This is a genomic window from Halopseudomonas laoshanensis (assembly GCF_008365385.1).
Lineage (GTDB): Bacteria > Pseudomonadota > Gammaproteobacteria > Pseudomonadales > Pseudomonadaceae > Halopseudomonas > Halopseudomonas laoshanensis.
The window spans coordinates 377,325-404,108 of sequence record NZ_QOVF01000002.1 but is presented as its reverse complement, the minus strand read 5'-3'; the positions used below and the strand labels follow the sequence as shown (position 1 = coordinate 404,108).

General features: G+C 55.5%; 21 protein-coding genes. 17 read left to right on the top strand and 4 right to left on the bottom strand.

Translation table 11 applies throughout. The features are described from left to right. Entirely contained in the window at positions 1–2,658 is a 2,658-nt protein-coding gene (aceE, locus tag DT594_RS08445) for a pyruvate dehydrogenase (acetyl-transferring), homodimeric type (protein WP_149332279.1), read from the bottom strand. A gap of 241 nt (positions 2,659–2,899) precedes the next feature. On the opposite strand from aceE, the gene glnE reads away from it, so the two are divergent. The 10 genes from glnE to DT594_RS08395 all read left to right on the top strand — a co-directional run bounded on the left by glnE (position 2,900) and on the right by DT594_RS08395 (position 15,058). Continuing rightward, positions 2,900–5,830, top strand: a complete 2,931-nt coding sequence (gene glnE, locus DT594_RS08440; protein ID WP_149332278.1) for a bifunctional [glutamate--ammonia ligase]-adenylyl-L-tyrosine phosphorylase/[glutamate--ammonia-ligase] adenylyltransferase — start codon at positions 2,900–2,902, stop codon at positions 5,828–5,830. A 97-nt stretch (positions 5,831–5,927) separates the two neighbouring features. Then, entirely contained in the window at positions 5,928–6,851 is a 924-nt protein-coding gene (locus DT594_RS08435; protein ID WP_149332277.1) for a branched-chain amino acid transaminase, read from the top strand. Between the two features lie 86 nt (positions 6,852–6,937). Further along, positions 6,938–7,984: a lipopolysaccharide heptosyltransferase II gene (gene waaF, locus DT594_RS08430; RefSeq protein WP_149332276.1), complete on the top strand. Its 1,047-nt coding sequence runs from the start codon at positions 6,938–6,940 to the stop codon at positions 7,982–7,984. Positions 7,985–7,986: 2 nt separating this feature from the next. Next, on the top strand, positions 7,987–9,048 hold the full coding sequence (waaC, locus tag DT594_RS08425; RefSeq protein WP_149332275.1) for a lipopolysaccharide heptosyltransferase I: 1,062 nt from the start codon (positions 7,987–7,989) through the stop codon (positions 9,046–9,048). Next, positions 9,048–10,169 (top strand): glycosyltransferase family 4 protein, encoded by a 1,122-nt coding sequence (locus DT594_RS08420; protein ID WP_149332274.1) that lies wholly within the window; start codon positions 9,048–9,050, stop codon positions 10,167–10,169. Before waaC ends, DT594_RS08420 begins: the two co-directional genes overlap by 1 nt. After that, positions 10,166–10,981, top strand: coding sequence for a lipopolysaccharide core heptose(I) kinase RfaP (rfaP, locus tag DT594_RS08415; RefSeq protein WP_149332273.1), 816 nt, complete (start codon positions 10,166–10,168; stop codon positions 10,979–10,981). Before DT594_RS08420 ends, rfaP begins: the two co-directional genes overlap by 4 nt. Further along, entirely contained in the window at positions 10,978–11,724 is a 747-nt protein-coding gene (locus tag DT594_RS08410; protein ID WP_149332272.1) for a lipopolysaccharide kinase InaA family protein, read from the top strand. Before rfaP ends, DT594_RS08410 begins: the two co-directional genes overlap by 4 nt. Further along, positions 11,721–12,500 carry a lipopolysaccharide kinase InaA family protein gene (locus DT594_RS08405; RefSeq protein WP_149332271.1) on the top strand — a complete coding sequence of 260 codons (780 nt, stop codon included), beginning with the start codon at positions 11,721–11,723 and terminating at the stop codon, positions 12,498–12,500. Before DT594_RS08410 ends, DT594_RS08405 begins: the two co-directional genes overlap by 4 nt. Further along, positions 12,494–13,912, top strand: coding sequence for a lipopolysaccharide kinase InaA family protein (locus DT594_RS08400; RefSeq protein ID WP_149332270.1), 1,419 nt, complete (start codon positions 12,494–12,496; stop codon positions 13,910–13,912). The genes DT594_RS08405 and DT594_RS08400 overlap by 7 nt, the downstream gene beginning before the upstream one ends. Before the next feature lie 87 nt (positions 13,913–13,999). Continuing rightward, on the top strand, positions 14,000–15,058 hold the full coding sequence (locus tag DT594_RS08395) for a polysaccharide pyruvyl transferase family protein (RefSeq protein WP_149332269.1): 1,059 nt from the start codon (positions 14,000–14,002) through the stop codon (positions 15,056–15,058). Positions 15,059–15,065: 7 nt separating this feature from the next. Here the strand turns inward: DT594_RS08395 and DT594_RS08390 are convergent, their stop codons facing one another. Together DT594_RS08390 and DT594_RS08385 are read right to left on the bottom strand one after the other, a co-directional pair. After that, positions 15,066–16,124 (bottom strand): hypothetical protein, encoded by a 1,059-nt coding sequence (locus tag DT594_RS08390; RefSeq protein WP_178091486.1) that lies wholly within the window; start codon positions 16,122–16,124, stop codon positions 15,066–15,068. Positions 16,125–16,360: 236 nt separating this feature from the next. Further along, positions 16,361–17,077, bottom strand: a complete 717-nt coding sequence (locus DT594_RS08385; protein WP_149332267.1) for a hypothetical protein — start codon at positions 17,075–17,077, stop codon at positions 16,361–16,363. 334 nt (positions 17,078–17,411) lie between these two features. On the opposite strand from DT594_RS08385, the gene DT594_RS08380 reads away from it, so the two are divergent. The 6 genes from DT594_RS08380 to DT594_RS08355 all read left to right on the top strand — a co-directional run bounded on the left by DT594_RS08380 (position 17,412) and on the right by DT594_RS08355 (position 24,320). Beyond that, a complete protein-coding gene (locus DT594_RS08380) occupies positions 17,412–18,215 on the top strand; it encodes a lipopolysaccharide core biosynthesis protein (RefSeq protein WP_149332266.1) in 804 nt (267 codons plus the stop codon). A 185-nt stretch (positions 18,216–18,400) separates the two neighbouring features. Further along, positions 18,401–20,131 (top strand): carbamoyltransferase family protein, encoded by a 1,731-nt coding sequence (locus tag DT594_RS08375; protein ID WP_149332265.1) that lies wholly within the window; start codon positions 18,401–18,403, stop codon positions 20,129–20,131. An 8-nt stretch (positions 20,132–20,139) separates the two neighbouring features. After that, positions 20,140–21,261, top strand: a complete 1,122-nt coding sequence (locus DT594_RS08370) for a glycosyltransferase (protein WP_149332649.1) — start codon at positions 20,140–20,142, stop codon at positions 21,259–21,261. Positions 21,262–21,271: 10 nt separating this feature from the next. After that, the gene (locus tag DT594_RS08365) at positions 21,272–22,156 is read left to right on the top strand and encodes a DUF6625 family protein (protein ID WP_246164594.1); all 885 of its coding nucleotides are present in this window, start codon (positions 21,272–21,274) and stop codon (positions 22,154–22,156) included. Further along, positions 22,153–23,061, top strand: a complete 909-nt coding sequence (locus DT594_RS08360; RefSeq protein WP_149332264.1) for a glycosyltransferase family 2 protein — start codon at positions 22,153–22,155, stop codon at positions 23,059–23,061. Before DT594_RS08365 ends, DT594_RS08360 begins: the two co-directional genes overlap by 4 nt. A 71-nt stretch (positions 23,062–23,132) precedes the next feature. After that, complete coding sequence (locus DT594_RS08355; RefSeq protein ID WP_149332263.1) at positions 23,133–24,320, top strand: O-antigen ligase family protein; 1,188 nt, start codon at positions 23,133–23,135, stop codon at positions 24,318–24,320. On the opposite strand, the gene DT594_RS08350 is transcribed toward DT594_RS08355, so the two are convergent. Then, positions 24,298–24,885 carry a BUD32 family EKC/KEOPS complex subunit gene (locus DT594_RS08350; RefSeq protein WP_149332262.1) on the bottom strand — a complete coding sequence of 196 codons (588 nt, stop codon included), beginning with the start codon at positions 24,883–24,885 and terminating at the stop codon, positions 24,298–24,300. The two genes, DT594_RS08355 and DT594_RS08350, sit on opposite strands and share 23 nt — an antisense overlap. Before the next feature lie 108 nt (positions 24,886–24,993). On the opposite strand from DT594_RS08350, the gene msbA reads away from it, so the two are divergent. Then, complete coding sequence (gene msbA, locus DT594_RS08345; RefSeq protein WP_149332261.1) at positions 24,994–26,781, top strand: lipid A export permease/ATP-binding protein MsbA; 1,788 nt, start codon at positions 24,994–24,996, stop codon at positions 26,779–26,781. Positions 26,782–26,784: the final 3 nt, after the last annotated feature.

Genomic DNA, 26,784 nt, shown 5'->3' with positions numbered 1-26,784 from the left:
TCAGCAATCCAGTGGGTTGGTTTTCTCGGGATCAATACCAAAGGTCTTGAGCGCGTCGGTCAATACCTTGGGTTTCAGATCGCCGGATTCCACCAGCGCGGACAGCGCGGAGTAGGCTACCCAGTAGCGGTCCACTTCAAAGAAGTGGCGCAGTTTGCGGCGGCTGTCGCTGCGACCAAATCCATCGGTGCCCAGCACCTTGAAGTTACCCGGTACCCACTGACGAATCTGCTCGGCAAACAGCTTCATATAATCGGTCGAGGCGATTACCGGACCTGTGTGCTTGGCCAGACTCTGTTCAACAAAGCTCTGACGCGGCTTCTTGGTCGGGTGCAGACGGTTCCAGCGCTCTACATCCAGGCCGTCGCGGCGTAGCTCGTTGAAGCTGGTGACGCTCCAGATGTCGGAGGTCACATCGAAGTCCTCCTTGAGGATCTTCGCGGCTTCGCGCACTTCACGCAAAATCGTTCCGCTGCCCATCAACTGAACGTGCAGCTTGCCAGGCTTGCTGGCGCCTTCGAGCAAGTACATACCGCGCATGATGCCTTCTTCCACGTCCTTGCCCTTGGGCATGGGTGGCTGCACATAGGCTTCGTTCATTACGGTCAGGTAGTAGTAAACGTTTTCCTGCTCTTCCATCATCCGCCGTGCACCTTCGCGGATGATCACCGCCAGCTCGTAGCCATAAGTCGGGTCATAGCTGCGGCAGTTGGGAATGGTCGAGGCAAGAATATGGCTGTGGCCGTCCTCGTGCTGCAGACCTTCACCGTTTAACGTGGTGCGTCCTGCCGTGCCGCCGATCAGGAAGCCCTTGGCGCGGCTATCGCCAGCGGCCCAGGCCAGATCGCCGATACGCTGGAAACCGAACATCGAATAGAATATGTAGAACGGCAGCATGGGTTGGTTATAGGTGCTATAGGCCGTTGCGGCGGCGATCCAGCTGGACATGGCGCCGGCTTCGTTGATGCCTTCCTCGAGGATCTGACCTTTCTTGTCCTCGCGGTAGAACATCACCTGATCTTTATCCACGGGCTCGTACAACTGGCCGACCGAGGAGTAAATGCCGAGCTGGCGGAACATGCCTTCCATACCAAAGGTACGCGCCTCGTCGGGCACGATGGGCACGATGCGTGAGCCGAGTTCCTTGTCCTTGACCAACTGCGAGATGATCCGCACAAAGGCCATGGTGGTGGAAATCTCGCGGTCGCCGCTGCCATCAAGAATGGCCTTGAGCGTGTCCAGCGGTGGCACCGGCACCTTGAAGCTTTCGGTGCGGCGCTGGGGCATGTAGCCGCCGAGCTTTTCCCGGCGCGAATGCAGGTACTTGTATTCGGCACTGCCTTCTTCAGGCTTGAAGAAGGGTAGCTTCTCCAGGTCTTTATCGTTGACCGGAATATCGAAGCGATCGCGGAATTTCTTCAGGCTCTCGATATCGACTTTCTTGGTGTTGTGCGCGGTGTTCTGCCCTTGACCGGTGCCGGTGCCATAGCCCTTGATGGTCTTGGCCAGAATAACGGTGGGCTGGTCCTTGTGATTGACCGCCTCGTGATAGGCCGCATACACCTTGTAGGGGTCGTGGCCGCCACGGTTGAGCTTCCAGATTTCCTCGTCGGAGAGATCCTTGACCATCTCCTTGAGTTCCGGGCGGGTGCCAAAGAAGTGCTCGCGCACATAGGCGCCGTCGTTGGCCTTGTAGTTCTGGTAGTCGCCGTCGATGGCTTCTTCCATGCGTTGCTGCAGCAGGCCGTCGTGGTCCTGGGCAAACAGCGGATCCCACATGCGGCCCCAGATCACCTTGATCACATTCCAGTCGGCGCCGCGGAAGCTGCCTTCCAATTCCTGAATGATTTTGCCGTTGCCGCGTACCGGCCCGTCCAGACGCTGCAGGTTGCAGTTGATGACGAAGATCAGGTTGTCGAGCTTCTCGCGACCGGCCAGGGAAATGGCGCCCAGAGATTCGGGTTCATCTGTCTCGCCGTCACCGACAAAGCACCAGACCTTCTGCTTGCCGGGCTCGATAAAGCCACGATGCTCCAGGTACTTCATAAAGCGCGCCTGGTAGATAGCCTGGATCGGGCCCAGACCCATGGATACCGTCGGGAACTGCCAGAAATCGGGCATCAGCCAGGGGTGGGGATAGGACGACAAACCTTCGCCACCAGTTTCCTGACGGAAGTTGTCGAGCTGGTCTTCACTGATGCGGCCTTCGAGGAAGGCGCGGGCGTAAATGCCGGGAGAGGCATGACCCTGGAAAAATACCAGATCGCCGCCGTGCTCTTCGGTTGGCGCCTTGAAGAAGTAGTTGAAACCGATATCGTACAAAGTAGCGCTGGAAGCGAAGGTGGAGATATGGCCGCCCAGGTCCGGATCCTGCTGGTTGGTGCGCATGACCATCGCCAGAGCATTCCAGCGCACCATCGAGCGAATCCGCCGCTCCATAAAGAGGTCGCCGGGCATACGGGATTCGTGGGTAACCGGGATGGTGTTGCGGTAGGGTGTGGTGATCGCGTAGGGCAGTGGTGTGCCACTGCGGCTTGCCAGCTCGCCCAGGCGCGTCATCAAATAATGCGCGCGGTCCTCACCTTCGTTGTCCAGTACGGATTCCAGCGAATCCAGCCATTCCTGCGTTTGCAGTGGATCGATATCGTTTTGCTTCATGCGTCAGTTCTCCAGACCTTGTGGGCCTAATTCGCTGTGCGGGACTTGATAGCCTGTGACAACGAATGGGGTGTGAAATGCGGTTCTTGTAGTTTAGCTACAAAAAATAGGTTTAATCCATCCTTTTGTAAAGATTTATGTAGTTATGCTACATATTCGCCAGCATGTTCTTGCCTTGTGGACTTTTACGCAGGTCTCAGGCGTGGCAAGCTGCGGCATTGCAATCCCTACAGGATAGACCATGCCTTTTTCTCCGCCTCTGCCATTGCCCGAGTCCCTGCAGTCTATGGTGCAACACCATCGAGACCAGTGGCAGGCTGCCGTCGCCCATGCCGATCTGGCTAGCCGGGTGCCCGAGTTGGGCGAGCAGTTTCTCAGTAGCCTCGATTCGGTTCTCGCCGGCAGTGATTTTGTCGCCGAACAGCTTCGCCGGGATCCACACATGGCTTGGCGCCTGGTGGACGATGATCTGCTATGGCGCACCCTGGAGAAAGGCGACATGAGTCGTATGCTGAGTGCAGTCCTGGCCGCGGTTGAGGATGAGGAACAGCTTGCGCAAGCATTGCGGCGGTTTCGTCAGCAGCAACAGGTGCGGATTATCTGGCGCGATGTGACGCGCATGGCGGCCACCGCCGAGACTACCCGCGATCTGTCGGACATGGCTGACAGCTGTATCGAACTGGCCTATCAATGGTTGTATACCCAGGCCTGCGCGACGCTGGGCACGCCGTCCGGGGCGGACGGTCAGGCACAGCATATGGTAGTACTGGGCATGGGTAAGCTGGGTGCTCAGGAATTGAATCTGTCATCTGATATTGACCTGATCTTCGCCTACCCCGAGGCAGGCGAAACCCAGGGTGGTCGGCGCAGCTTATCGAACCAGGAGTTTTTTATCCGCCTCGGCCAACGCCTGATCAAGGCGCTGGATGCGATTACCGTCGATGGCTTTGTCTTTCGTGTCGACATGCGCCTGCGCCCATACGGTGATAGCGGGGCGCTGGTGTTCAGCTTTGATGCGCTGGAGCAGTACTACCAGAGCCAGGGACGCGATTGGGAGCGCTATGCCATGATCAAGGCCCGCGTGGTGGCTGGCGATCAGGCCGCGGGCGCCGAACTGCTGGCGATGCTCAAGCCGTTCGTTTATCGCCGTTATCTGGATTTCGCCGCGATTGAGGCGCTGCGCAGTCTCAAACTGATGATCCAGCGGGAAGTACAGCGCAAGGGCCTGCAAGACAACGTCAAGCTGGGGTCGGGCGGTATTCGTGAGGTCGAGTTTATCGGCCAGGCATTTCAACTGATCCATGGCGGGCGAGACCGCAGCTTGCAGCAGCGGCCAATTCTGTCAGTACTGGACATGCTGGCCACCAACAGCTATCTGCCGGATGAGGCCGTGGATGAGCTGAAAGGCGCGTACCTGTTCCTGCGCGACACCGAACATGCGCTGCAGGCGCTGGATGATCGGCAGACCCAGATGCTACCCACCGACGCACAGAGCCAACAGCGTATTGCCTACATCATGGGCTTTGATCATTGGGATGCCTTCCGGCAAGCACTGCATAGCCAGCGTGCGCGGATCGCGCGGCATTTTGCCGACGTGATAGCCGACCCAGATGATGAGCATGACGAAGAGCTGCCGCTGCATTCGGAATGGATGCCGGTCTGGGAAGGGTCGCTGGATGCGCAGCAGCGCATAGAACAGCTCAGTGAGGGTGGATTCAAAAAGCCTGAGGAAGCGTTGCGGTTGCTGCAGGGCTTGCAGGAATCCGGTCGGGTTCGCTCCATGCAGCGTTTGGGGCGAGAGCGGCTGGATGTGTTCATGCCGCGTCTGCTGGGCATGGCGACAGAACAGGACGATGCAGACCTGGCGCTGGAACGGGTCATGCCGCTGGTAGAGGCGGTGGCGCGACGCTCAGCCTATCTGCTATTGCTGACAGAAAACCCCAGTGCGTTGCGTGAGTTATTGGTGCTGTGTTCAGCCAGCCCATGGATCGCCGAGCAGATCACCCGCTATCCGGTGGTGCTCGATGAGCTGCTGAACGCCGGGCGGCTTTACCGTCCGCCGGAGACGGACGAGCTGGTTGACGAATTGCGTCAGCAACTGATGCGTATCGCCGAAGATGACCTGGAGCAGCAGATGGAAGTGCTGCGCTATTTTCGCCGTGCCCACGTGCTGCGCGTCGCCGCCTCCGAGATTGCCGGCACTTTGCCGTTGATGAAGGTCAGCGATTATCTGACCTGGATTGCCGAAGCTATTCTCCAACAGGTCTTGCAACTGGCCTGGAGGGAAATGACCCAGCGCCATGGCTTCCCCAAGCGTGCTGATGGCAGTTTGTGTGAAATGGACTTTGTCATTCTCGGCTATGGCAAGGTCGGGGGTATAGAACTTGGTCACGGCTCCGACCTGGACCTGGTGTTTATTCACGATGGTGATGCGGATGCGGAAACAGACGGTGCCAAGCCAATAGAAGGCAGCCGGTTTTTCACTCGCCTGGGACAACGCATTATTCATATGCTCAACACCCAGACCACGTCCGGAGCGCTGTATGACGTTGATATGCGCCTGCGCCCTTCCGGTGAGTCCGGGTTGCTGGTCAGCTCGCTGCAGTCCTTCGCCCGCTATCAGCGTGAAGAGGCCTGGACCTGGGAGCATCAGGCGCTGGTACGCGCGCGTGTATTGGCCGGCTGCAAGCGCTTGAGTCATCGTTTCCAGGACTTGCGGATGGAGGTGTTGAGCCGCCAGCGGGATGAAGCCAAGTTGCGCGAGGACGTGGGCGGCATGCGTCAGAAAATGCGCGACAACCTGGGTACCAAGGCCACGCGGGCTGGTTCTGATCCGTCTGCGTTCACGGCAGAGGCGTTGTTTGATCTGAAGCAGGACGCCGGAGGTATCGTTGATATCGAATTTATGGTGCAATATGCCGTTCTGGCCTGGTCGTGCCGGTACCCCGAGTTACTGCGTTATACCGATAACATCAGAATTCTAGACGGGCTGCGTGATGCCGGATTGATCTCCGGCGAAGACGTGCAGCGTTTGCAGGAGGCTTACAAAGCCTACCGCGCCGCAGCCCATCGCCTGGCACTGCAGAAGCAGCCGGGCAAAGTGAGTGGCGACCAGTTTCAAGATTTCCGTCGTGGCGTCATCAGTCTGTGGCAGCAGTGGCTGCCGGAATGACACGCCATGCCCGGGCGTTTCCCGGGTGCGGCGACAGCACAGGTCCGGGCCGGACATAATCGAGTTAAGAACAACCAATTAGATGGAGCGGGCTGCAATGTCGATGGCCGATCGTGATGGTGTTATCTGGTTTGATGGTGAAATGCTGCCGTGGCGTGATGCCAATGTGCACGTGCTGACGCATTCCCTGCACTACGGCATGGCCGTGTTTGAAGGTGTGCGAGCCTACAATACTCCCGACGGCACGGCGATCTTCCGTCTGGATGCGCATACCGACCGTCTGTTCGACTCGGCGCATATCATGGGCATGAAGATTCCCTTTACCAAGGAACAACTCAACGAAGCGCAGCGCGCCGTCGTAGCCCAGAACAATCTTGAAACAGCCTACATTCGTCCGCTGGTGTTCTACGGTTCCGAAGGTATGGGTATTCGTGCCGACAACCTCAAAGTACATGTGGCCATTGCTGCCTGGCACTGGGGTGCCTATATGGGCGAAGAAGCACTGGAGCGTGGCATCAAGATCCGCACCAGCTCCTTTACCCGTCACCACGTCAACATCACCATGACCCGGGCCAAGGCCAGCGGCGCTTACATGAACTCCATGCTGGCATTGCAGGAAGCGGTTTCCGCTGGTGCCGATGAGGCCTTGCTTCTGGATCCGGAAGGCTATGTGGCCGAAGGTTCGGGCGAGAACGTGTTTATCGTCAAGAATGGCGTGATCTATACCCCCGAAGTGACTGCCTGCCTGAACGGTATTACCCGTGGCACGGTGTTGGCATTGGCGGCGGAATTCAATATTCCGATCGTCGAGAAGCGCCTGACGCGTGACGAAGTCTATATTGCCGACGAAGCCTTCTTCACCGGCACCGCCGCCGAAGTGACGCCGATCCGTGAACTGGACAACCGCCAGATCGGTGAAGGCCGCCGCGGCCCTGTCACCGAGAAATTGCAGAAAGCCTATTTTGACCTGGTCACCGGTCAGAGCGGCGCACATGCCGAATGGCGCACGCTGGTTAAATAAGTGGCAGGCGACAAGCTGCAAGCGGCGAGCAGTCAGGAACTGCTTTTCGACTTGCAGCTTGACGCTTGTGGCTTGAAGCTGCCCTTATGAATATTCTGATTGTAGGTCCCAGTTGGGTTGGCGACATGGTGATGGCGCAGACGCTGTTCGCCTGCCTGAAGCAGCGCCATGGCGCGGAATGTCAGATAGATGTACTGGCACCGGACTGGAGCCGGCCAATTCTTGAGCGCATGCCCGAGGTGCGCCAGGCGCTAAGTTTTCCGTTGGGGCACGGCGTTCTGGATATTGCCGTGCGTCGGCGGATCGGCAAGAGTCTGACCGGTCGCTATGATCAGGCTATTTTGCTACCCAACTCCTTGAAGTCTGCTCTGGTTCCCTACTTTGCCGATATCCCTTTGCGCACTGGCTGGCGCGGAGAGATGCGTTACGGGCTGCTCAACGACCTGCGCGTATTGGATAAAGAGCGCCTGCCGCTGATGATCGAGCGCTTTATGGCGCTGGCCTATGAGCCCGGTCATCAGCTGCAACAGCCCTATCCGCGGCCGGGTTTGCAAATCGATCCTGGCACCCGCGATGCGGCGCTGGCGCGATTCGGCCTGGAACTTGACCGTCCGGTATTGGCGCTTTGCCCCGGCGCCGAGTTTGGCGAATCAAAGCGATGGCCTGCCGAACACTACGCCAAAGTCGCGGATCAGAAGATTCGTCAGGGTTGGCAGGTGTGGTTGTTTGGCTCCAAAAAAGATCATCCAGGTGGTGAGGATATTCGTCAGCAACTGATTCCTGGCCTGCGGGAAGAATCGGTGAATCTGTCCGGTGAGACCACTCTGGCCGAAGCGATTGATCTGCTCTCCTGCGCGGGTGCGGTGGTCAGTAATGACTCGGGCTTGATGCACGTCGCTGCCGCGCTGGACCGGCCCTTGGTGGCGGTGTATGGCTCGACCTCCCCGGCGTTCACGCCACCGCTGGCAAGCCAGGTCGAAATCGTGCGCTTGGGTCTGGAATGCAGCCCCTGTTTTGACCGTACCTGCCGTTTCGGCCACTACAACTGCTTGCGTGACCTGCGACCGCAGATGGTCATCGACGCACTGGATCGTCTGGTTGGCGAACCGCTTGCCGATCCGCAGGTACTCTGAGCATGCGCGTCCTGCTGATCAAGACATCGTCCATGGGCGATGTCATTCATACCCTGCCAGCCCTGACTGATGCGCGCAGGGCCATTCCCGGCATTCAGTTTGACTGGGTGGTGGAAGAGGGATTCGCCGAGATTCCTGCCTGGCACCCCGCTGTAGCCGAAGTCATACCCGTGGCGATCCGTCGCTGGCGCAAACACCCGCTGCAGACTTGGCGCAATGGCGAGTGGGCGCGGTTTAAAAAGCGCCTGAGTAACACCCGCTACGATCTAATCATTGACGCCCAAGGTCTGCTGAAAAGCGCCTGGTTGACGCGTTACGCCAAGGGCCCGGTAGTCGGGCTGGACAAAACCTCGGCGCGTGAGCCATTGGCCAGTCGCTTTTATGATCAGAGCTGCGATGTGCCCTGGGGGCAGCACGCAGTGGAACGGGTGCGGCAATTGTTTGCCCAGGCGTTAGGCTATCGATTGGCTGAGGGTGTTGGCGATTATGGGCTTAATCGCGCGTATCTGGCTGGCGAGATCACCGATCAGCCTTATCTGCTGTTTTTTCATGGTACGACCTGGAAGAGCAAGCACTGGCCGGAAATCTATTGGCGAAAATTGGCCGAGTTGGCCGTCGCGGATGGACTCTATGTACGATTGCCCTGGGGTAACCCTGTGGAGAAAGCCCGGGCCGAGCGTATTGCCGATGGGTTGGACAGGGTGCAGGTGTTGCCGAAACTGTCTCTGGCAGGCATGGCACGAATGGTCGCCGGGGCGTCAGCGTGTGTGGCGGTGGATACTGGCCTCGGACACCTTGCCGCGGCTCTGGATGTGCCGACGTTATCGCTTTTCGGCCCGACCAATCCGGTTCTCACCGGGGCCTATGGCGCCTCGCAGGTGCATATGCCGAGTAATTTCCCCTGTGCTCCCTGCCTGCAGAAAACCTGTCACTATCAGCCGACACCGGAGGATGCCCGTCAGTTTGATCTACGCCGCGAGCAACCCCTGTGTTTTACCCGGCTGAATCCCCAGCGCGTCCATGTGCAATTGCAGTCCTTGCTGCTTGAAGAGAGGGTGGTCTGATGCAACTGGCGTTTGTCTTGTACAAATACTTTCCTTACGGCGGTTTGCAGCGAGATTTCCTGCGCATCGCGCGGATCTGTCAGGAGCATGGGCATAAAATCCGGGTTTATACACTGGCCTGGGATGGGGATATTCCTCAGGGTTTTGAAGTGGTGCTTGTGCCGGTAAAGGCCTGGACCAACCACAAACGCAACGAGAAGTTTACCGCCTGGGTCAAGAACGACCTGGCAGGTCGGCCGGTGGATCGTCTGGTTGGATTCAACAAGATGCCTGGCCTGGATGTGTACTACGCCGCGGACCCTTGCTTTGAAGACAAGGCCCAGACCCTGCGCAGCCCGTTGTATCGCCTAGGGGGACGCTATAAGCATTTTGCCGAATACGAGCGGGCGGTGTTCTCGCCAGCGGTCGGAACCGAGATTCTGATGATCTCTGAGGTGCAAAAGCCGCTGTTCATGAAGCATTACAGGACACCCGAGGAGCGTTTTCATTTATTGCCTCCCGGTATCGCTGCCGACCGCCGCGCGCCCGCTGATGCGGCGGAGCAGCGAGCTGCTTTTCGCGCCGAATTCGGTCTGGCAGCTAGCGATTTGCTGCTGCTGCAGCTGGGTTCGGGTTTCAAGACCAAGGGCCTGGACCGCTCGATTGCCGCGCTGGCTGCGCTACCTCCGGAGTTGCGCGAGCGCACCCGGTTGATGGTGATTGGCCAGGACAATGCCAAGAGCTTTCAGGCCCAGGCACGCGCGGCTGGAATCAGTGATCGGGTTGAGTTTCTTCAGGGCCGTGACGACGTGCCGCGCTTTCTGCTCGGGGCGGACCTGCTGATTCATCCGGCTTACAATGAAAATACCGGCACCGTGCTGCTGGAAGCGCTGGTCGCCGGCTTGCCGGTGCTGGTCACCGATGTATGCGGCTACGCTCATTTTATTGAAGAAGCCGATTGTGGCCGGGTGGTGCCCAGCCCTTTCCTGCAGGATCAATTAAACCAAATGCTCAGGCAGATTTTGCAGGACGAGCAGGTCCGGCGTCGCTGGCATGAGAATGCCTTGGCGTTTGCTGATACGGCCGATTTGTATAGCCTGCCGGAGAAGGCAGCCGCCGTCATAATGGGAGAGCCGGTTTGACCCTGACGTTATCAGAGCCCTTCGCCAGCCTGTGGGCTGGGCGCGATGCTTTTCAAGCGGTAGAGGAGTTGCAGGGCGAGGTATTCCGCGAACTGGAAGCCCGGCGCACGCTGCGTACGGAGGTGGCGGGTAAAGGCTATTTCGTCAAGATTCACCGCGGGGTGGGTTGGGCCGAGATCATGAAGAACTGGCTCACCCTCAAGCGCCCGGTGCTGGGCGCCGATCAGGAGTGGGATGCGATTGCCGCTTTGACACAAGCGGGAGTGCCAACCATGACGGCGGTAGCTTTTGGCGAGCGTGGCGTTAATCCAGCTGACCGGCACTCGTTCATTATTACCGAGGAGCTGGCGCCGACCATCAGTCTAGAGGATTACAGTCGCGACTGGCTGGAGTCACCGCCAGCGCCGGCGCTGAAAAGAGCCTTGATCAAGGAAGTCGCCAGCATGACCCGGTGCATGCATTTAGCCGGGGTGAACCACCGCGACTGCTACATCTGTCATTTTCTGCTGCATACCGATCAACCGCCAACACCTGACAATTTCCGTTTGTCGCTGATCGATTTGCATCGTGCCCAGATCAGACCTTCCGTACCGCGGCGCTGGCGCGACAAAGACCTGGCCGGGCTGTACTTTTCAGCACTGGGTATCGGTTTGGCCCGCCGCGATAAACTGCTGTTTTTGCGAACCTACTTCGATCGTCCTTTGCGCGAAATTTTGGCCAGCGAAGCAGCTTTGCTGCGAATGCTGGAGCAGAAAGCGGCGCGGCTGCAAGAGCGCTTTAAGCGTAAGTACGCGAGGGACGAGGCTGCATGAGTGGTTGGACGCTGAATCCCGAGTATGCGACTGGCGTCAGCGGGCAGCTGTTTGCGGATCTGGACCGGGTATTCGCTCTGGAAGGCGAGCAGATTACCCAGGACGATATCAGCAGTGTGCACAAAGTATGGGTGGGCGGGCGTTTCTATTACGTCAAACGTTATACCGGTGCCGGTAAAAATCTGCGCCGCTACATAGGCCGTCCGCGCATACAGGCAGAGTGGGAAAATCTGCTCAATTTTCATGCCTGGGGTATCCCGTCCGTCACGGTGGTCGGCTTTGGTATGGAGCGCCGACATGGCGCCTTCCATCGGGGCGCGTTGGTTACGCAGGATCTGGCGAACACCTCGGATCTGGCGCACATTGCGAAGAGTGCAGACTCGCGTTTTCGTGATCGGGTGTGGGTCAATCATGTGTCACGGCAGGTGGCCCACGCCACGCGCATGATGCACGATCAGAATTTCGCTCACAACGACCTCAAGTGGCGCAACATTCTGGTTGATCAGAAACCCTATCCGGACGTGTTCATGATCGATTGTCCTAGCGGCAGTTTCTGGTGGGGACCGGTGCTCGAGTACCGCGTTATCAAGGATCTGGCTTGTCTGGATAAATTGGGCAGTAGAGTATTAACTCGCTCCCAGCGTTTACGCTTTTATCATGACTACAGCGAAAGAAAGCAATTGAACGCCAGTGATAAAAAGCGTATCCGCGCTGTGCTGGCCTTTTTTCGGGGTAGAGAATGAGCCGTTCCGATTTCATTGCGGTCAATGCCCGGGACGTGCTGGCCAGGCATGGTCTCGACAGCTTTGATGATTTGTGGCGTTACCGCGAAGCAGAGCAGATGGCAGTCTCGCGTGATCAAAAGCGCTGGAAAAGTGTCATCCGGCTGGTACTGGAAGATGTCAACGGGTTGCCGCAAAACTTCTATCTCAAGCGTCAGGACCAGCAACTGGCGCGCAGCCTGATGCACCCCCTTGGTGAGCCGACCTTTGCCCGGGAATTCAGAGCCATTCAGCATTTTGCGCACCTGGGCATTCCCGCGCCGGAAGCGGCGTTTTTCGCCCAGCGCCGCATCAATGGCCACAAGCAGGCAATATTGCTGACCCGCGCGCTGGATGTGTACAAGCCGCTTACCTATTGGTACGAACAGTGGCGAGATCTCGATTGGCGTGACCGACAGGACCTGATCCTGGCCGCTGCTGCCTTGATCAGGGCGTTGCACAATGCCGGCAGAATGCATAACAACCTCTATCCCAAGCATATCTTTCTCAAGCTTGATGGGGATGGTGCTGGTGCCCGGTTGATCGACCTGGTCGAAACCAGGCCTGCGTGGCTGGGGCAACAGGACAGAATCCGCGACTTGAAAAGCCTGCTCAGGGAAAGCTATGTCGCTACGCCCGGGCAGAAGCTGAGGTTCTTTCTGGCCTATATGGGCAAGTCGCGGGTGGACACCGAGGCGCGCCGTTCGCTTGAGCTGATCGGAACGCGAGTCAGGCGCAAGGCGCAGAGCCCATGCTGATCAATATTGAAAGTTTGAAAACAAGCGGGCGTGAGCCACCGGTGCCGGTTGAAATTGCCAGTTCTGCCGGTCAACTTTATGTTGAACGCTGGTTACGCATAGTGCCGGGCCGGCGGCTGGTTGGTTCAGGCATGCTGGACGGCCAAAAAGTGCTGGTCAAAGTGTTTGTCTCCAGCCGCGCGAGAAAGCACTGGCAGCGCGAACTGGACGGTTTGATATCCCTTCAACAGGTGCAGATCGCCTCGCCAGGCATTATTGCTTCCGGCGCGTTGGACCATGGCGGGTACTTCATTTGCACGGCATTTCTGGATGATGCCGCCACCTTGCAGCAACGGTGGGATAGCCTGACTGAGGTATACCCAGGGGAGCCGACGGCCATAGCTTTGCTAGGTCAGGCGCTGGAGAGTATTGGCCAGTTGCATGCCCAGGGCTTGGCGCAAACGGACCTGCATATGGGCAACTTCCTGCTGCAGGGTGAACGTTTGTATGTCATCGACGGTGACGCTATTGACACTGTAAGCCCTGGCCAGCCGCTGACGTCAGAGCAGGCAGAAGATAATCTGGCGATTTTCTTTGCGCAGCTTGATGCCCAATGGGATCAACTGGTTGAGTTGCTGCTGATTGACTATCTCAAGGTCAACCCGTTGGCCATCAATCCGGATCGGCTCGCTAGTCAGGTCCGCAAGGTCAGGACCGAGCGGCTGTCAGATTGGCTTAGCAAGGCTTTACGTGACTGTACGCAGTTCATGGTCAGGCGTAATTGGTGGCGTTTTTCTGTAGTGGTGAGGCAGCAAGCTGATGATTTGCATGACTTGATTGAGCAGCCCGACGCCGCTTTCAAGGCTGTACCTACGCTCAAGGACGGGGGCAGCAGCAGCGTCACCCGGGTCAGTACGAACCAGCATGAACTGGTGATCAAGCGGTACAACATCAAAGGCATGGGTCACTGGTTAACCCGCTTTTGGCGCCCCAGCCGCGCCTGGCACTCCTGGCTTGCTGCCCAGCGTCTGCGGTTTTTGAACATTGCCACGCCCGCGCCGCTGGCCATGATCGAGAGCCGTTTTGGGCCTCTGCGCCGGCGGGCGTGGTTGATCTGTGAATATTGTCCGGGCCAGAATTTGCTCGAGCTGTTTGGTAATGATGGTCACGCTGAACCTTCCGAGGAACAGGGCGAGGCACTGCTGGCGCTGCTCCGGCAACTGGCTGGTGCGCGCATCAGCCATGGGGACTTCAAAGCGACCAATCTGCTTTGGCACGCCGGACAGGTTTGGCTGATCGACCTCGATGGCATGCAGGCCCACGGTAGTCACGCCGCATGGCAAAAGGCATGGTGTGTAGACCGTGCACGTTTGCTGCGTAATTGGCCAGCCAGCAGCCCCTTGGCGCTGTGGCTGGACGTAAACTTGCCCTGAACCGACCCTTGTCGGCCGGCATCATTTTTTGCCAACTGAGCTATGATGTCGGAAATCTTCGTCAGCCATCTCTCAAGGAGCTGATTCTTGCTGCAGGCAATATTGTTCAATGACACGTCCTATGATGACCATCACGGCTGCCAACTGGTTGTGAGGCAGATTCGGGCCTTGGCGGCAGAGGCGGGCATTCATATCGTTGCTGCTTCACCCGTGCGCCACGATTGGTCTCAAGACCGGTCTTTACTGGAGCGTATAGCCAACGCTGACGTGTGTATCGTCAATGGCGAAGGCACGATGCATGACGATGCGCCGGCAGCCTTGATGCTGGGACGCTTGGCGCGGCATTGCAGCAAGCTGGGAATACCCTGCGTGTTGATCAACTCGGTGTGGCAAAACAATCAGCAGTTGACCGAGTTCGCCGGTGATTTTTCCCAGATTTACGTTCGGGATCACCTGAGCAGAGCGGAGCTGGACCAGTCGGGGGTTGCGGCTGAAGTGGTACCAGACTTGACGCTGACATTTCGTCCTGAAATAGCTGGCACTCCCCGTCATGGGCTAATCATCAACGGCAGCGTAATGAAGCCGGTTCAGCAACAGTTGTGGCAGACGTTAAATCAGCTACCAGGCGACAAGGATATTCGTTACCTGAGCATTCGTACTGTTCCACCTTTGCGGCTGGGAAATGAACGCCGGTACTTTTTCAAGAGCTTGAAGGCCAATAGCAAGATGTGGCGCCACAAGTTGAGCAGCCGGCTGGGCCGCCTTGATGCTTCAACGTCCAAGGGGTTGGGTCGGCTGCGTTGGCGGTACTCCGTTCAATCCACCGCGGAGTTCCTCAATACCATCAGCGCTGCCGAGGGCGTAGTAACCGGACGTTTCCACATGGTGACGCTGTGCATGATAACCGGCACTCCCTTTATGGCTCTCGGCTCCAATACCCACAAAATAGAAGGTTTGCTAACACAGGCGGGGCTATCTGGACGCCTTTGCGACAGCTATGCGGAGGGTATTTCCAGATTACCCTCGCTGCTCTATAGCGAGACGGAAAGGGCAAATCTGGAAGCGTTTCTTGCGGGCTCGCTCGCAGCCTCCCGGCGGATGTTTGCTGCTATCGCCGGTTTAGCCGGAGAGGTACAGAAGCAGTGATGCCAGCTCAGCCTTTATTGAGCTTTTTGATTCGCTTTGCCCACCGGGCTTTTTGACGCGCTAACCAGGGTTTGCGCGCGGGTTTGGCGCAGAGCCGGGCAGTGAGCTTGGGAAAGAGCGATAACCGGCCATTGCGCGCGGCTGAGCTAAGCAGGTCCATGGCTGACCCCCGTTCTCCCCTATTGCTCAAATCAATATCCAGAAGCATATCTTCACTGAAACTGTTATCGAGAAACATATTGGGTATCTTGCCGGTTTCTGCAAGAAACATCGCTTTGCTGCGGCTGCATTTGGAGCAAACGCCGCAATTCTCTGGGCGGATCTCGCGCTTTTTGCAGAAGCTCACGCAGCGCAGCGCCATTTCGTTGCCGCTTAACGCGGCCAGCTTTTCCGGACGCCCCAAGTCAAGGTCGAGGGTGTTGATGTGAAACTGGCTGCTGGCAAACAGCGGGTTGGTCAGCGAGCTCGTACCCCAAGGGGAGATCAGCATCTCGATCTGCCTTGTGCAGTCGGCTGCGATACTGCCGCTGCGATACCTGTCTTCAAAAAGAAACAGCGAACTGAACAACTGGAATCCGTGGCCGCAATCGCCGTGTATACCGTGGCGAGCCATGACCTTTGCAGCGTTGGACGTAATGGTGTAATGCTCATTGATCGCCAGATCACGAAGCGGCCGGGTCTTGGCCAAGAGGGCGTTGAAACGAGCTACATCTTCTGCATCGTAGTCCATGCCTTGAATGGTCAGGGCTGCCACCTTGATGCCTCGCTGAACATAGTGGGTAAGCAGCGCATAAGTCGAGTCCGCACCCCCGGAATAGAGCATCAGTTCACCTTCCTGTCGAGCGTAGGTGGTCTCCAGAACATGTTCGGCAGTTACATTGATGAAGTGAAATAAACCTGGTCGCCAGGTAAACCAGATTTCGATGAGCTTTTTGGCGTTTGCCAGCGCGGTAGGACTTACCTGGCCGAGAATATGCAAATCGCGATTCATGCTCATGGCGATCGGTAAGCATATCCACAGTGCAAATGTATTGCTGATGCCGGTAAAGTCCTCACGCCCTTGCACCTTGAAGTCAATCTCGAAGCAATCGGCTTGTAGCTTGATATGGCCCTGATCAAACACCGTACTAATGGTAAGAGCGGTTGGATTGCTGTCCATGTGGTAATTCCGCGAAGAGTGAGAATAGCCTATGACATTCGCCCTCGGGAGTAATTCCAGTGGAACCTGCGGTTTTGAAAAAAACTCCAGTAAGCCCAGGGAGGGAGATCAGGCGCCAGGGAAAGGTTCCATTAGACTCATGGCTAGGGTTGAAGATCGGGATGCTCTGCAAGCGAGGGATATTTCTGTTTGAAAGCTGCCAGGCCTAACGTCTGGTATTCATCACGAATTCGTTGCCACTCAACATGCCGCCCACGGACAAATACGGGAACACTTTTCAGGCCCAGCACCTTTGCCATATTAAGTCTATGATTGCCGCCCGATGTGTAAACAAAGCGTCCATCCCCATGTATGTAAATATATATTGGCTCTATATCGACGTTATGGCGCGCGGACTTGATCCCCTCTAATGCCAGCTGGTGATATAGAACATCATACTTTTCTTCGTATAACCTAATAAGCTCATGCATATCTCGGCAGCCCTGAACATTGGGTTTTTCCTGCAGCTCCTGCTCATACTGCTTGAAAAGAGTGGTTTCCTCCCACTCAACTCCCAGAACAAAATGTTCGCGGAACCCAATAAGCTTCACATTCTTGCCATTGACAGGTTTGGCATGATTCCAAAACTCACCCTCTATTACCGTATTAACTGTCTTGTAGATTTTTCTATACGATGGATGTTGTTTTGCAAGTGATCTATCGTCAATGACCATGTTGATATCAGCAATATCGATCAACAGCTCTTTGGTAGGACGGGCTGGATTTTTGTAAATGGTTTTGTAAAAAAAATACCTCATCTCGCCCTGTAGACGAGTTTTAAAACGTGTTTTGTACTTCCGAAACTGACTTCCAAGGCTCAAGAGTAAAATCCCATTTTTATATCGGTATCTTAAAAAGCGAGTATATCCTGCTTGGTCGGAACAGAGGAACCATCAAGCGTCGGAGCGAAAAAGCCTTTGCTTCGGGATGGGCGCAACAGGATTGAATCACCATGGCGGCCGATCTCGTGCGCAGAGAGTCAGCACGGGGGAGTTGTGGATCATGTATTATTTATGGGCAGCGTGAGGATGGTCTGCAGCTTGCAACCATCCGGAGTATTTCCAGTCGAATTAACAGCTAGCCTGTAAAAGTGACGCTTCCAGTCAGTCCGCCAGGCCAGCAGTTATCGAGTAAAGCAGATTAGAGGCGATTGGTTTGGTATTTGACTCGTTTGAACACAACTTTCAAAGTGAGAGCGGTCCGGTGTTTATTCTCGCTTCGGGCCCTTCGGCAGCGGAGTTTCCGTTAAAAGAGTTTCCGAACATTCCGGTTATCGCGATGAATGGTTCGATTCTTAAATGCGAGACCGATGGGATAACACCTTATTTTTACCTTTGCGATGATCCCAGTTTCGTCGAAGGGAGGCCTGAACTCGCTGCTAAGGGCGTTAGTCAGGCCCAGCGTACAGCGATGACGGCTGATTGCTATGAACAGCTAAGCCTAGTGGCCCCACACTCCCTGGAGGCGAAACATCTGTATCTCATGTCACGCTTAAATCGCCGTAATCGCCGAGCAATTATCCCCGATAAACGCTTTGCCTGGTCGATACGGAATGACCCGGATTTGCACAGCTATTTTTCTCTGCTGCACGCGAAACCTAATCGAGTGGGATTTAGTACCAACATGAGTAAAGGGTATTTTGGCTCTCGTACCATCCCCTTGGCGGGCTTGCAATTGGCTTGCCACCTTGGGTTCAGTGAAGTTTTTTTGCTCGGTGTCGATCTTAACCCCTCATTCGGCCGCTTCTATGAAAAGGGCGACAGCGCCTTGCCCAGTACGCTCGACAAGGACTATGACGATTATATTCTCCCTAGCTTTCGTCTGATGGCGGAAAGGATTGTCATGCCCGGTCGTTTCGAGGTGTTTAATCTCTCCGAGAATAGTCGCTTGCCCGCGTCAATTGTGCCCCGTCTGTCGCTTGCAGAGGTCCATACCCGTCTGCATGAGTCTATTTCCTGATGCTGCCGTTCGATCGGTATTCCTGGCATGTTGTTGCAGCGGTCGCTGTTCGGACATCTGCATTGGAAGGGTTATACTAGTCACCGCGCGTTAATGTTGAATGCTAGCCAGATCGACTTGGTCCTGGTTTTGAACCTCCCAGCCGGGGCTATGTGGCTCGGTTTCATCAGTCAAGAGGCAGACCAGTGGCGCTGACTATTCTTGGGCTCTCTGGCGCGCTTGGCCACGATTCTGCTGCCGCCCTGTATGTCGGCGGAAAGTTGATCGCGGCAGCCGAGGAAGAACGTTTTGTGCGCGCCAAACATGCCAGGAATCGCATACCTTACGAATCTGCAAAATTTTGTCTTGAACAGGCAGGAATCGCCCCTTCTAACGTCGATATTGTCACCATTGCATACGCCCCCATCAGCATATTCGGCAAGGCCCGCTGGCATTACGCCAGGCATCATTGGTATGCCCCTGATCATTCGCTAGATGCGATTTTGATGGGTAACCGCCGCTTCAAGCGTTTTCGCAGGAAGATCCTCTGGTGTCTTGAGCAACTAGGGTTCGACGTTGGAACGGTGCGTCTTCAGCCGGTAGAGCACCAACTGGCCGCTGCCTCGAGCGCCTATTACTGCTCGGGTTTCAAGGAAAAGACAGCAATCCTGTGCATCGGCGACAACGAGGAATATGCCACGACTTTTTTCGGCTATGGCGAGCGCGGAAAAATTCACATCATCAAGGAATTCTATGCGCCTGAATCCCTCGGTGCTCTTTACGCTGCACTGAGCGAGTATTTGGGTTTTGATAAGCTTGATGGCCAATTATCAGCCATGAGCATGGCCGCCTATGGGGACGCGACCAGGTATGATTTTTCCAGGTTGGCGCGGTTCGAGAACGGCGAGCTGATCATCAATACGGATTATGTCAATGTTGTTGGCTCGCGTCGTTATAAGGAGGAGGGCAAGTATTACTCCTTCTCGTCAAAGTTGGTCGAGTGGCTGGGGCCCAGACCAGAAGAGACTGCCGCTGAAGCGCCCTATGTTGATTACGCCGCGAGCATGCAGGCTTTAGTTGAGAAGTTGGCGCTGGAGATGATGGATTACTACCTCGGCGACATTCTGCGCGAGACCGGAAAAATTGCTTTTGCTGGTAGCTGTTCAATGAACCTCAAACTCAACCAGCGCATCATCGCGCGCCCCGAGGTCCAGGAGTTATTCGTGCAGCCTGCCTTCGGCGAGGCGGGAGTTTCAGTGGGCGCTGCTGCGTATATCTCCGAACAGCAAGGCGTGCCTGTTGAGAAAATGGAAAATGTCTACCTGGGCCCTAACTACTCTAACGAGGATGTCATCGCGGCCTGCGTTAGCCATCTGGATAAGCCACAATGGCAGTTGATTGAAGATGCTCCCGAATATATCGCCGATATTCTGGCTGAGGGTCATCCGGTCGCGTGGTTTCAGGGGCGCATGGAGTTCGGACCGCACGCGATGGGTAATCGCTCGATACTTGGCTGTCCCAGCGTCGTGGGTGTTGTTGAGCGAATCAAGTCGCAGCTCAAGGTTTGCGTGCCCTGGCGTCCATTCAATTCGTCGATGCTGGATACTGCTGCTACGCAAATGCTGGAGATAGATCATCCATCGACCTTTATGAATTTTGCCTTCGATGTGAAAGATAAATATAAGCGCCGTGTAGCTGAAATTGTCCGTGAAGACAACACTGCACGGATCCAGGTGCTTAAGCGGGAACATAACCCGCGCTACTATGATCTGATGATCCATATGGAGCGCCTTACGGGTAATGGCGTACTGCTTAGTACTTCGCTGAATCCTGATGGAGAACCGATGGCCTGTTCACCGAAAGAGGCGTTAGATATGTTTTTTAGCTCGGATTTGCAGTATCTGGTCATGGAGGATGTGTTGGTGGTGAAGGCATGACTGATGTGATGAAAAGCTCCACTGCAGGTCGCGTTCTGCAGTTCTGCCATGGCTATGACGGCCCTTTCCTGGACTGCGCGCGGCAATATGCTGCGCTGTTTGACGGAACAGGCTACCAGGTCACTACAGTGTTCCTGACCGGTAAAAAAGATCCGCGGGTAGCGGAAAAATGCCAGTCTGCGGAAGTCATTTTCATGGAGTACAGTTCTTCCGCTATTCGCGGCTTGAAGATCAAGGCGATTCGCGAGTTTCGTCAGATAGCCCGGGCGCGAGACTTCAGCTTTTGCATTGCTCACCGCTCCAAGCCAACCTATATCGCTTGCTTGGCTACGGATCTACCGGTAATCGGCGTTCATCATGCTTTTGGCGATTTTGATCGATCAGGTCGTAGACTGTTCGCTCGGGCCTTTCGTAACCGCCTGCATCTAATTGGGGTTTCGGACGCGGTGAGGGATGACATCCGTAACTGCCTTCCAGACTGGCCGCATGAGCGTATCCAAACGTTATACAACAGGATTGATGTTGAGGCCGTGCGCAATGCACAAATGGACCGTACCGAGGCCCGGCGAACACTAGGCCTGGCGGAAGATGCCTGGGTTGTAGGCAATGTCGGAAGGCTGCATCCGGACAAGGACCAGACGACTTTGCTGAAGGGGTTTGCCCTGGCACTGCCTGACTTGCCGGAGAAAAGTCTACTGGTGATCATCGGGAAAGGGCGTCTTGAGGCGTCGCTCAAGAGACTCGCTGGCACCCTGCAGGTAGCAGATAGGGTACTTTTTTTGGGTCAGGTTCCGGATGCGCGGAATACTTTCAAGGCTTTTGATGTGTTCGCTTTAACCTCTGATCATGAGCCCTTCGGTATGGTGTTGCTTGAGGCCATGGCCGCAGACGTACCGATAATCTGTAGCGATTGTGGGGGCGGGCCGGAGGTGGTATCGGAGCATGGCCAATTGTTCTCCTTGGGTGATGCACAAGCGTTGGCCCGCTGTCTTGTCACTGCCGCGAGCAATGAGCCTTCCTCCCTCCATAAGCAACGGCAACTCGCAGCTGATATACTAGTCCAGCGTTTCTCCGACGCAGCAGCCAGAAAGCGCTTCTGGTCTCTACCCGCTTTACTCAATCTCAAATAGACCCTGGCTTATGAACACAGCAATAGCAATCCAGCCGAGCATTCGTTTTGTTATACCCTATTTTGGAAGTTGGCCTTTCTGGATGGCTTTTTATCTTGAAAGCTGCCGGCGAAACCCAACTATTGAGTGGCTGTTTTTCACTGATTGCGGGATACCTGACAATCCTCCAGACAATGTTCGCTTCATTGAAATGAGCTACAGGGCTTATTGCGAACTGGTCTCTGCACGCCTAGGAATTGATTTTTATCCGGAGCGTCCATATAAGCTCTGTGATATCAAGCCTGCACTTGGCTACATTCACGCTGATCAGCTGGGTGAAGTAGATTTTTGGGCCTTCGGTGATATAGATGTCATATATGGTGACCTGCGCGGGTATTTTACCGCTGAGCGCTTGGCCACCAAAGATCTTTTCGCCACGCATCATCGGCGCATTTCGGGGCACCTTTGCCTCGTACGCAATACCGTCATCATGCGCGAAGCTTTTATGCGGATACCCCAATGGCGAGAACGTTATGCCGATCCGGCGCATCAAGCGTTAGATGAAGGTGCCTTCAGTCGTCTGTTTATTCGTCACAAGAATTGGCCTGAAAGCCTCAGACTATTTGCCGCCCGATTTAATGCCTGGAGTCGCCGTAGTGAGTTTATCGAATCACACAGCACTTTTACGATTCTTGCTAATGGGCAAAGAGTCTTGCCACAGAAATGGTTTCTCCGTGATGGTCGCTTGACCAACAGTGAGTTGAGCGGTGTTGAACTTCCCTACCTGCATTTTCTCGCTTGGAAAAATCAGTCGTGGAAGGAACTGACGGCTGATAGCTTGAGGGGGCCGGATGGGCTGGCATTCTCCGCTAATTGGGATGTCAGTCAGATAGGCTGGCGGGATGCTGAGCTGTGAGTTCGGCGGATGCCCAGTATGCCCCGTTAATCTCGGTAATAGTCCCGTGCTACAACTATGCGGCTTACGTAGGCGAGGCAATACGCAGTGTGCTGGCTCAAGACCATGATAATTTTGAGCTGATCGTGGTTGATGATGGTTCCTCCGATAATAGCGTTCAAGTTATTAATGAAGCTATTGCGCAAAACCGAGCTACCAGTTCAGTGAAGCACGTAGAGCTGGTCTGTCAGCAAAACGCGGGCGTCAGTGCAGCCCTTAACGCGGGGCTGTCAAAGGCGCGAGGCCAGTTCATTGCCACATTCGATGCCGACGACGTAATGCCTGCAGGCAGACTCAGAGTGCAATCCGATTATCTCGTTAAGCATCCTGAAGTAGGTTGTCTGGGCGGCGGGGCGGTTCGCATTGATGAAGCGGGGCAAGTATTACCGAAAAAGCACAAGAGTCGGTCTGTTCGTCGCTATGATTTTGATCAGGCGCTGGCAGATGCTCTGGTTGTTGGGGGCAATATTGCGATTTTCCGGCGAGAGGCGATTGATCGCGTTGGTGGTTATGATCCAGCGATCAAGATCCAGGACTTCCAGATGACGCTCAAGGTGGCTCACGCTGGCTATGCTATCGATATTTTGCCTCAGGTAGTGACTCTCTATCGTAAACATCCGGCCAGTTTATCCAGCAATTATCGCCTGGAGTACGAAAGTGGCCTGAGCGTTATCCAGGCTTATGCAACTCATCCGGCTTATGCAGCGGGGCGGGCCAAGTTGGTAACCAAAGCACTGCGCAGCGCGGTCACAGATGACAAGCCATTCGCTTGGTCGTTGATCAGGCAGGTACCTTTGAAGTATTGGGACGCCCATTTACTCAAGCGTTTGCGACATTTGCTCTTTAAAAAGACCTCGGTTCGGTAGCGCCAACTGCGGTGAGCCGAGCGCCGGCAATTGGCTGACGGTCAGCGATTATCAAGCAACATGGAGTGGATATGCATTTTCAGCACCGGCTGGCTCGATGGTTAGGGCTCGGCATTTTGTGGTTTTTAGTCGGCATAGTGCTGTTCACCAGCTACAAACCTTACCGCCAGGGGCTTATCGTTTTCTATTGGCTACCAGTGGTCATTCTGCTCGCTACCCGATGGTCGTTAGTCGATGAGGTCTGGCAACGCGCCCGCCCTCTGATAATGGCTCTAGGGGCGTTGATTATATGGGCCGCATTGAGCCTGCTCTGGAGTCCGGATGAGGACGCAATGCGGCTGCTCAGGCGCTTATTGTTCGTGCTGCTTTTTCTGACCGGTTTTGCATTTTTTGGCCGACTGCGTCCAGAGGGTATCCACGGCATGCTACGCCTGGCTTGTCACTTGCTTGCATTAAGCTGCCTGGTAGCGTTGGTTGCCCAATATATGGGGTCGGCGGATATATCCGCCCGAGCAGGGGGGCTTGGTCAGCTTGAGCACCCGATTCTGGGTGGATATGCGATAGCGGTTGCTGCACTGCTCCTGGCCTTTTTACCTCATCCGGCGCATCGCTGGCTCTGGCTCGCCAGTTTATTGGTCATGCTGACCTTGATAATCATGACTCAAAGTCGCGGTCTATGGGTGGCGTTTCTGTCTACCCTGATGGCCATGGCGATGCTGCGAGGGGGGCGGACTATCTGGATAGTAACAGGGCTGCTTTTAGCCGTAGCGGCTGTTGGCTTTGTTCAATTCCAGGCGATGATTCTGGAGCGAGGAATGTCGTATCGCCCCGAGATCCTGCGCGCCAGTTTCGACATGATTCAGCAGCGGCCATGGCTGGGTCTTGGATTGGGAGGCGACTATGTCCTTACGGTGCCTAGCAGCGCAGAGATTATGCCGCACAGCCACAACTTGCTTGCCCACGTGACTATAGAGCTGGGGCTGATTGGTCTTGCGCTCTGGCTGGCCGTCTGGGGCTGCCTTCTGCGGGCCGCTTGGGTATTACGGCATCTTGCTCTGGGGCGCGCGCTGCTGGCGGTGATCCTGTTCTGTACGGTCGCGCAGCTGTTCGACGGTGGGCAACTGTGGGAGTCTCCCCGTGCTGACTGGTTCTTTACCTGGCTACCGGTCGGTCTAGGTTTATGTCTTCTTGCAAGCTGCGGCGTTCCTGCCCTTGGGGCTCGCCCGATTACGGCAGTCAGGAATGAAAATGATCCCTGATCTGAGGATGAACCAGTGCCCAGTCATCTTCATAGCGCAACAGATGCTGATAGTTTCTTCTGCGCATCCCTTTGGAAAGCGGCTTGCCCAGGCAGCGCATATCCGAGATATCGATTAATCCAAGGGCGCCGTCAGGCGTCTTGACGATATTGCCCAGATGCAATGACCGAAAGTACACGCCCAGATCGTGCAGCGTGGTAATGAAGCTTGCGAGGTCTGCAAACAGCTCTATCTGTTCAAGAGTGGGTTGTTCGTTCAGCAACTGCCGCAAGGTTATGCCTTCCAGCGGTTGGTAATGAACAATCGACCGATAGGGATCGGTCATGTGATACAGACCCAGCACAACAGGGCAGCGGATGCCGAGCCGATGGAGCTCGGCAGCATTGGCCGCAAAACGCTTGGCGGGGGGGAAGAAGGTGGTTTTCGAAAGCCAGCTTTTGCGCCTGAACAGTTTGAGGAATGTCCCATCCGCCAGATGCAGCACCTTTACGCCATACCGATCTTTCTCCAGAACCTTTGCAGCCTTTGACCAGGCGGCAAAATCATCGTGGCTTAATTTTTTCACGTCACTTTCCTGAAACAAAACCGTAGTTTACCGCACTTGCAACAGCGGGGCTTTGATCGCGGTAGCCTGTGGTAAACTCAGGGCCCGGTTCCTTATCGTGAAGGGCATATGGCAGACGTACAGCAAGAAACCTTTTTCCAATCCAGCTTGCGAATCTATTTACGGTTGTTGGGTTACGTCAAACCCTACTGGATACCCTTTGCCATCAGTATCGTCGGATTCGTCATATTTGCCTCCAGCCAACCTGCGATGGCGTGGATGCTGAAGTACTTTGTCGACGGCCTCACCGACGGCAATAGTGGTCAGTTTCTGGGTGTACCGCTGTTATGGGGCTTCCCTTTATTCATTGTTCTGGTAGCCGTCTATCAGGGCATTGGATCCTTTTTAGGTAACTATTTTCTGGCCAAAGTGTCCCTGGGTATAGTCCACGATCTTCGTACTGCACTGTTCAATAACTTCCTTACCTTGCCCAATCAGTATTTCGATAACCACAACTCCGGCCATCTGGTATCGCGGGTTACGTTCAATACTACGATGGTTACTGGCGCTGCAACGGATGCCATCAAAGTGGTTTTCCGCGAAGGGATGACGGTGATCTTCCTTTTCGCTTATCTGCTTTGGATGAACTGGAAGTTGACACTGGTGCTGATGGCGATCTTGCCGGTTATTGGCCTGATGGTTAATAGCACCAGCAAAAAGTTTCGCAAGCAAAGCAAGAAAATCCAGGCAGCGATGGGGGATGTGACGCATGTAACTTCTGAAACCATCACTGGCTACCGCGTGGTGCGCAGTTTTGGTGGCGAGAGCTATGAGACGGAGCGTTTTGACAAGGCCAGTGAAGCCAACCGGGAGCGCGGGCTGAAGATGACCCGCACAGGTGCGGTGTTTACCCCTACGCTGCAACTGGTGACATATGGTGCGATGGCTTTCGTCATGTTTCTGGTGCTGTATTTGCGCGGCGATGCAACAGCGGGTGATCTGGTGTCCTATATCACTGCGGCGGGTTTGTTGCCGAAACCGGTACGTCAGTTATCTGAAGTCAGCGCCAATATACAGAAAGGTATTGCTGCGGCGGAAAGCATCTTCGAGCAGTTGGACGAGGAGCCGGAAACCGATACCGGCACGGTTGAGTTGGAGCGAGTGAGCGGCCGAATTGAGGTTAGAGACCTCAAGTTCAGTTACCCCAATACCGACAAGTTGGTGCTTGACGATATCAGCTTCACTATCGAGCCTGGCCAGATGGTCGCGCTGGTGGGGCGATCAGGAAGCGGCAAGTCGACGCTTGCAAGCTTGATTCCGCGGTTCTACCAACACACCGAAGGCGAAATTCTGATCGACGGTGTGGAAGTGGCCGACTACAAGTTGCGCAACCTGCGTCGGCATATAGCCCTGGTGACTCAGCATGTGACGCTTTTCAATGACACCGTTGCCAATAACATCGCTTACGGGGATCTGGCTGATGCGCCGAGAGACGCGATCATCGAGGCAATCGAGAAAGCCTATGCCAAGGAGTTCATCGACAAGCTGCCTGATGGGCTGGAGACTCTGGTCGGTGAGAACGGTGTACTGCTCTCCGGTGGCCAGCGCCAGCGTCTGGCGATTGCCCGGGCGCTGTTGAAGAATGCGCCGCTGCTGATTCTGGACGAGGCCACTTCGGCGCTGGATACTGAGTCCGAGCGGCATATCCAGGCGGCTTTGGACAAGGTGATGGAGGGACGCACGACATTGGTCATCGCCCACCGTCTTTCGACCATCGAGAAAGCCGACATTATCATGGTTATGGATCAGGGCAAGATAGTCGAACGTGGCAACCATGCGGACTTGATAGCACAGAATGGTTATTACGCCCGCTTGCACAGTATGCAGTTTCAGGACGAAGCCAAAGCCGAATCATGATAC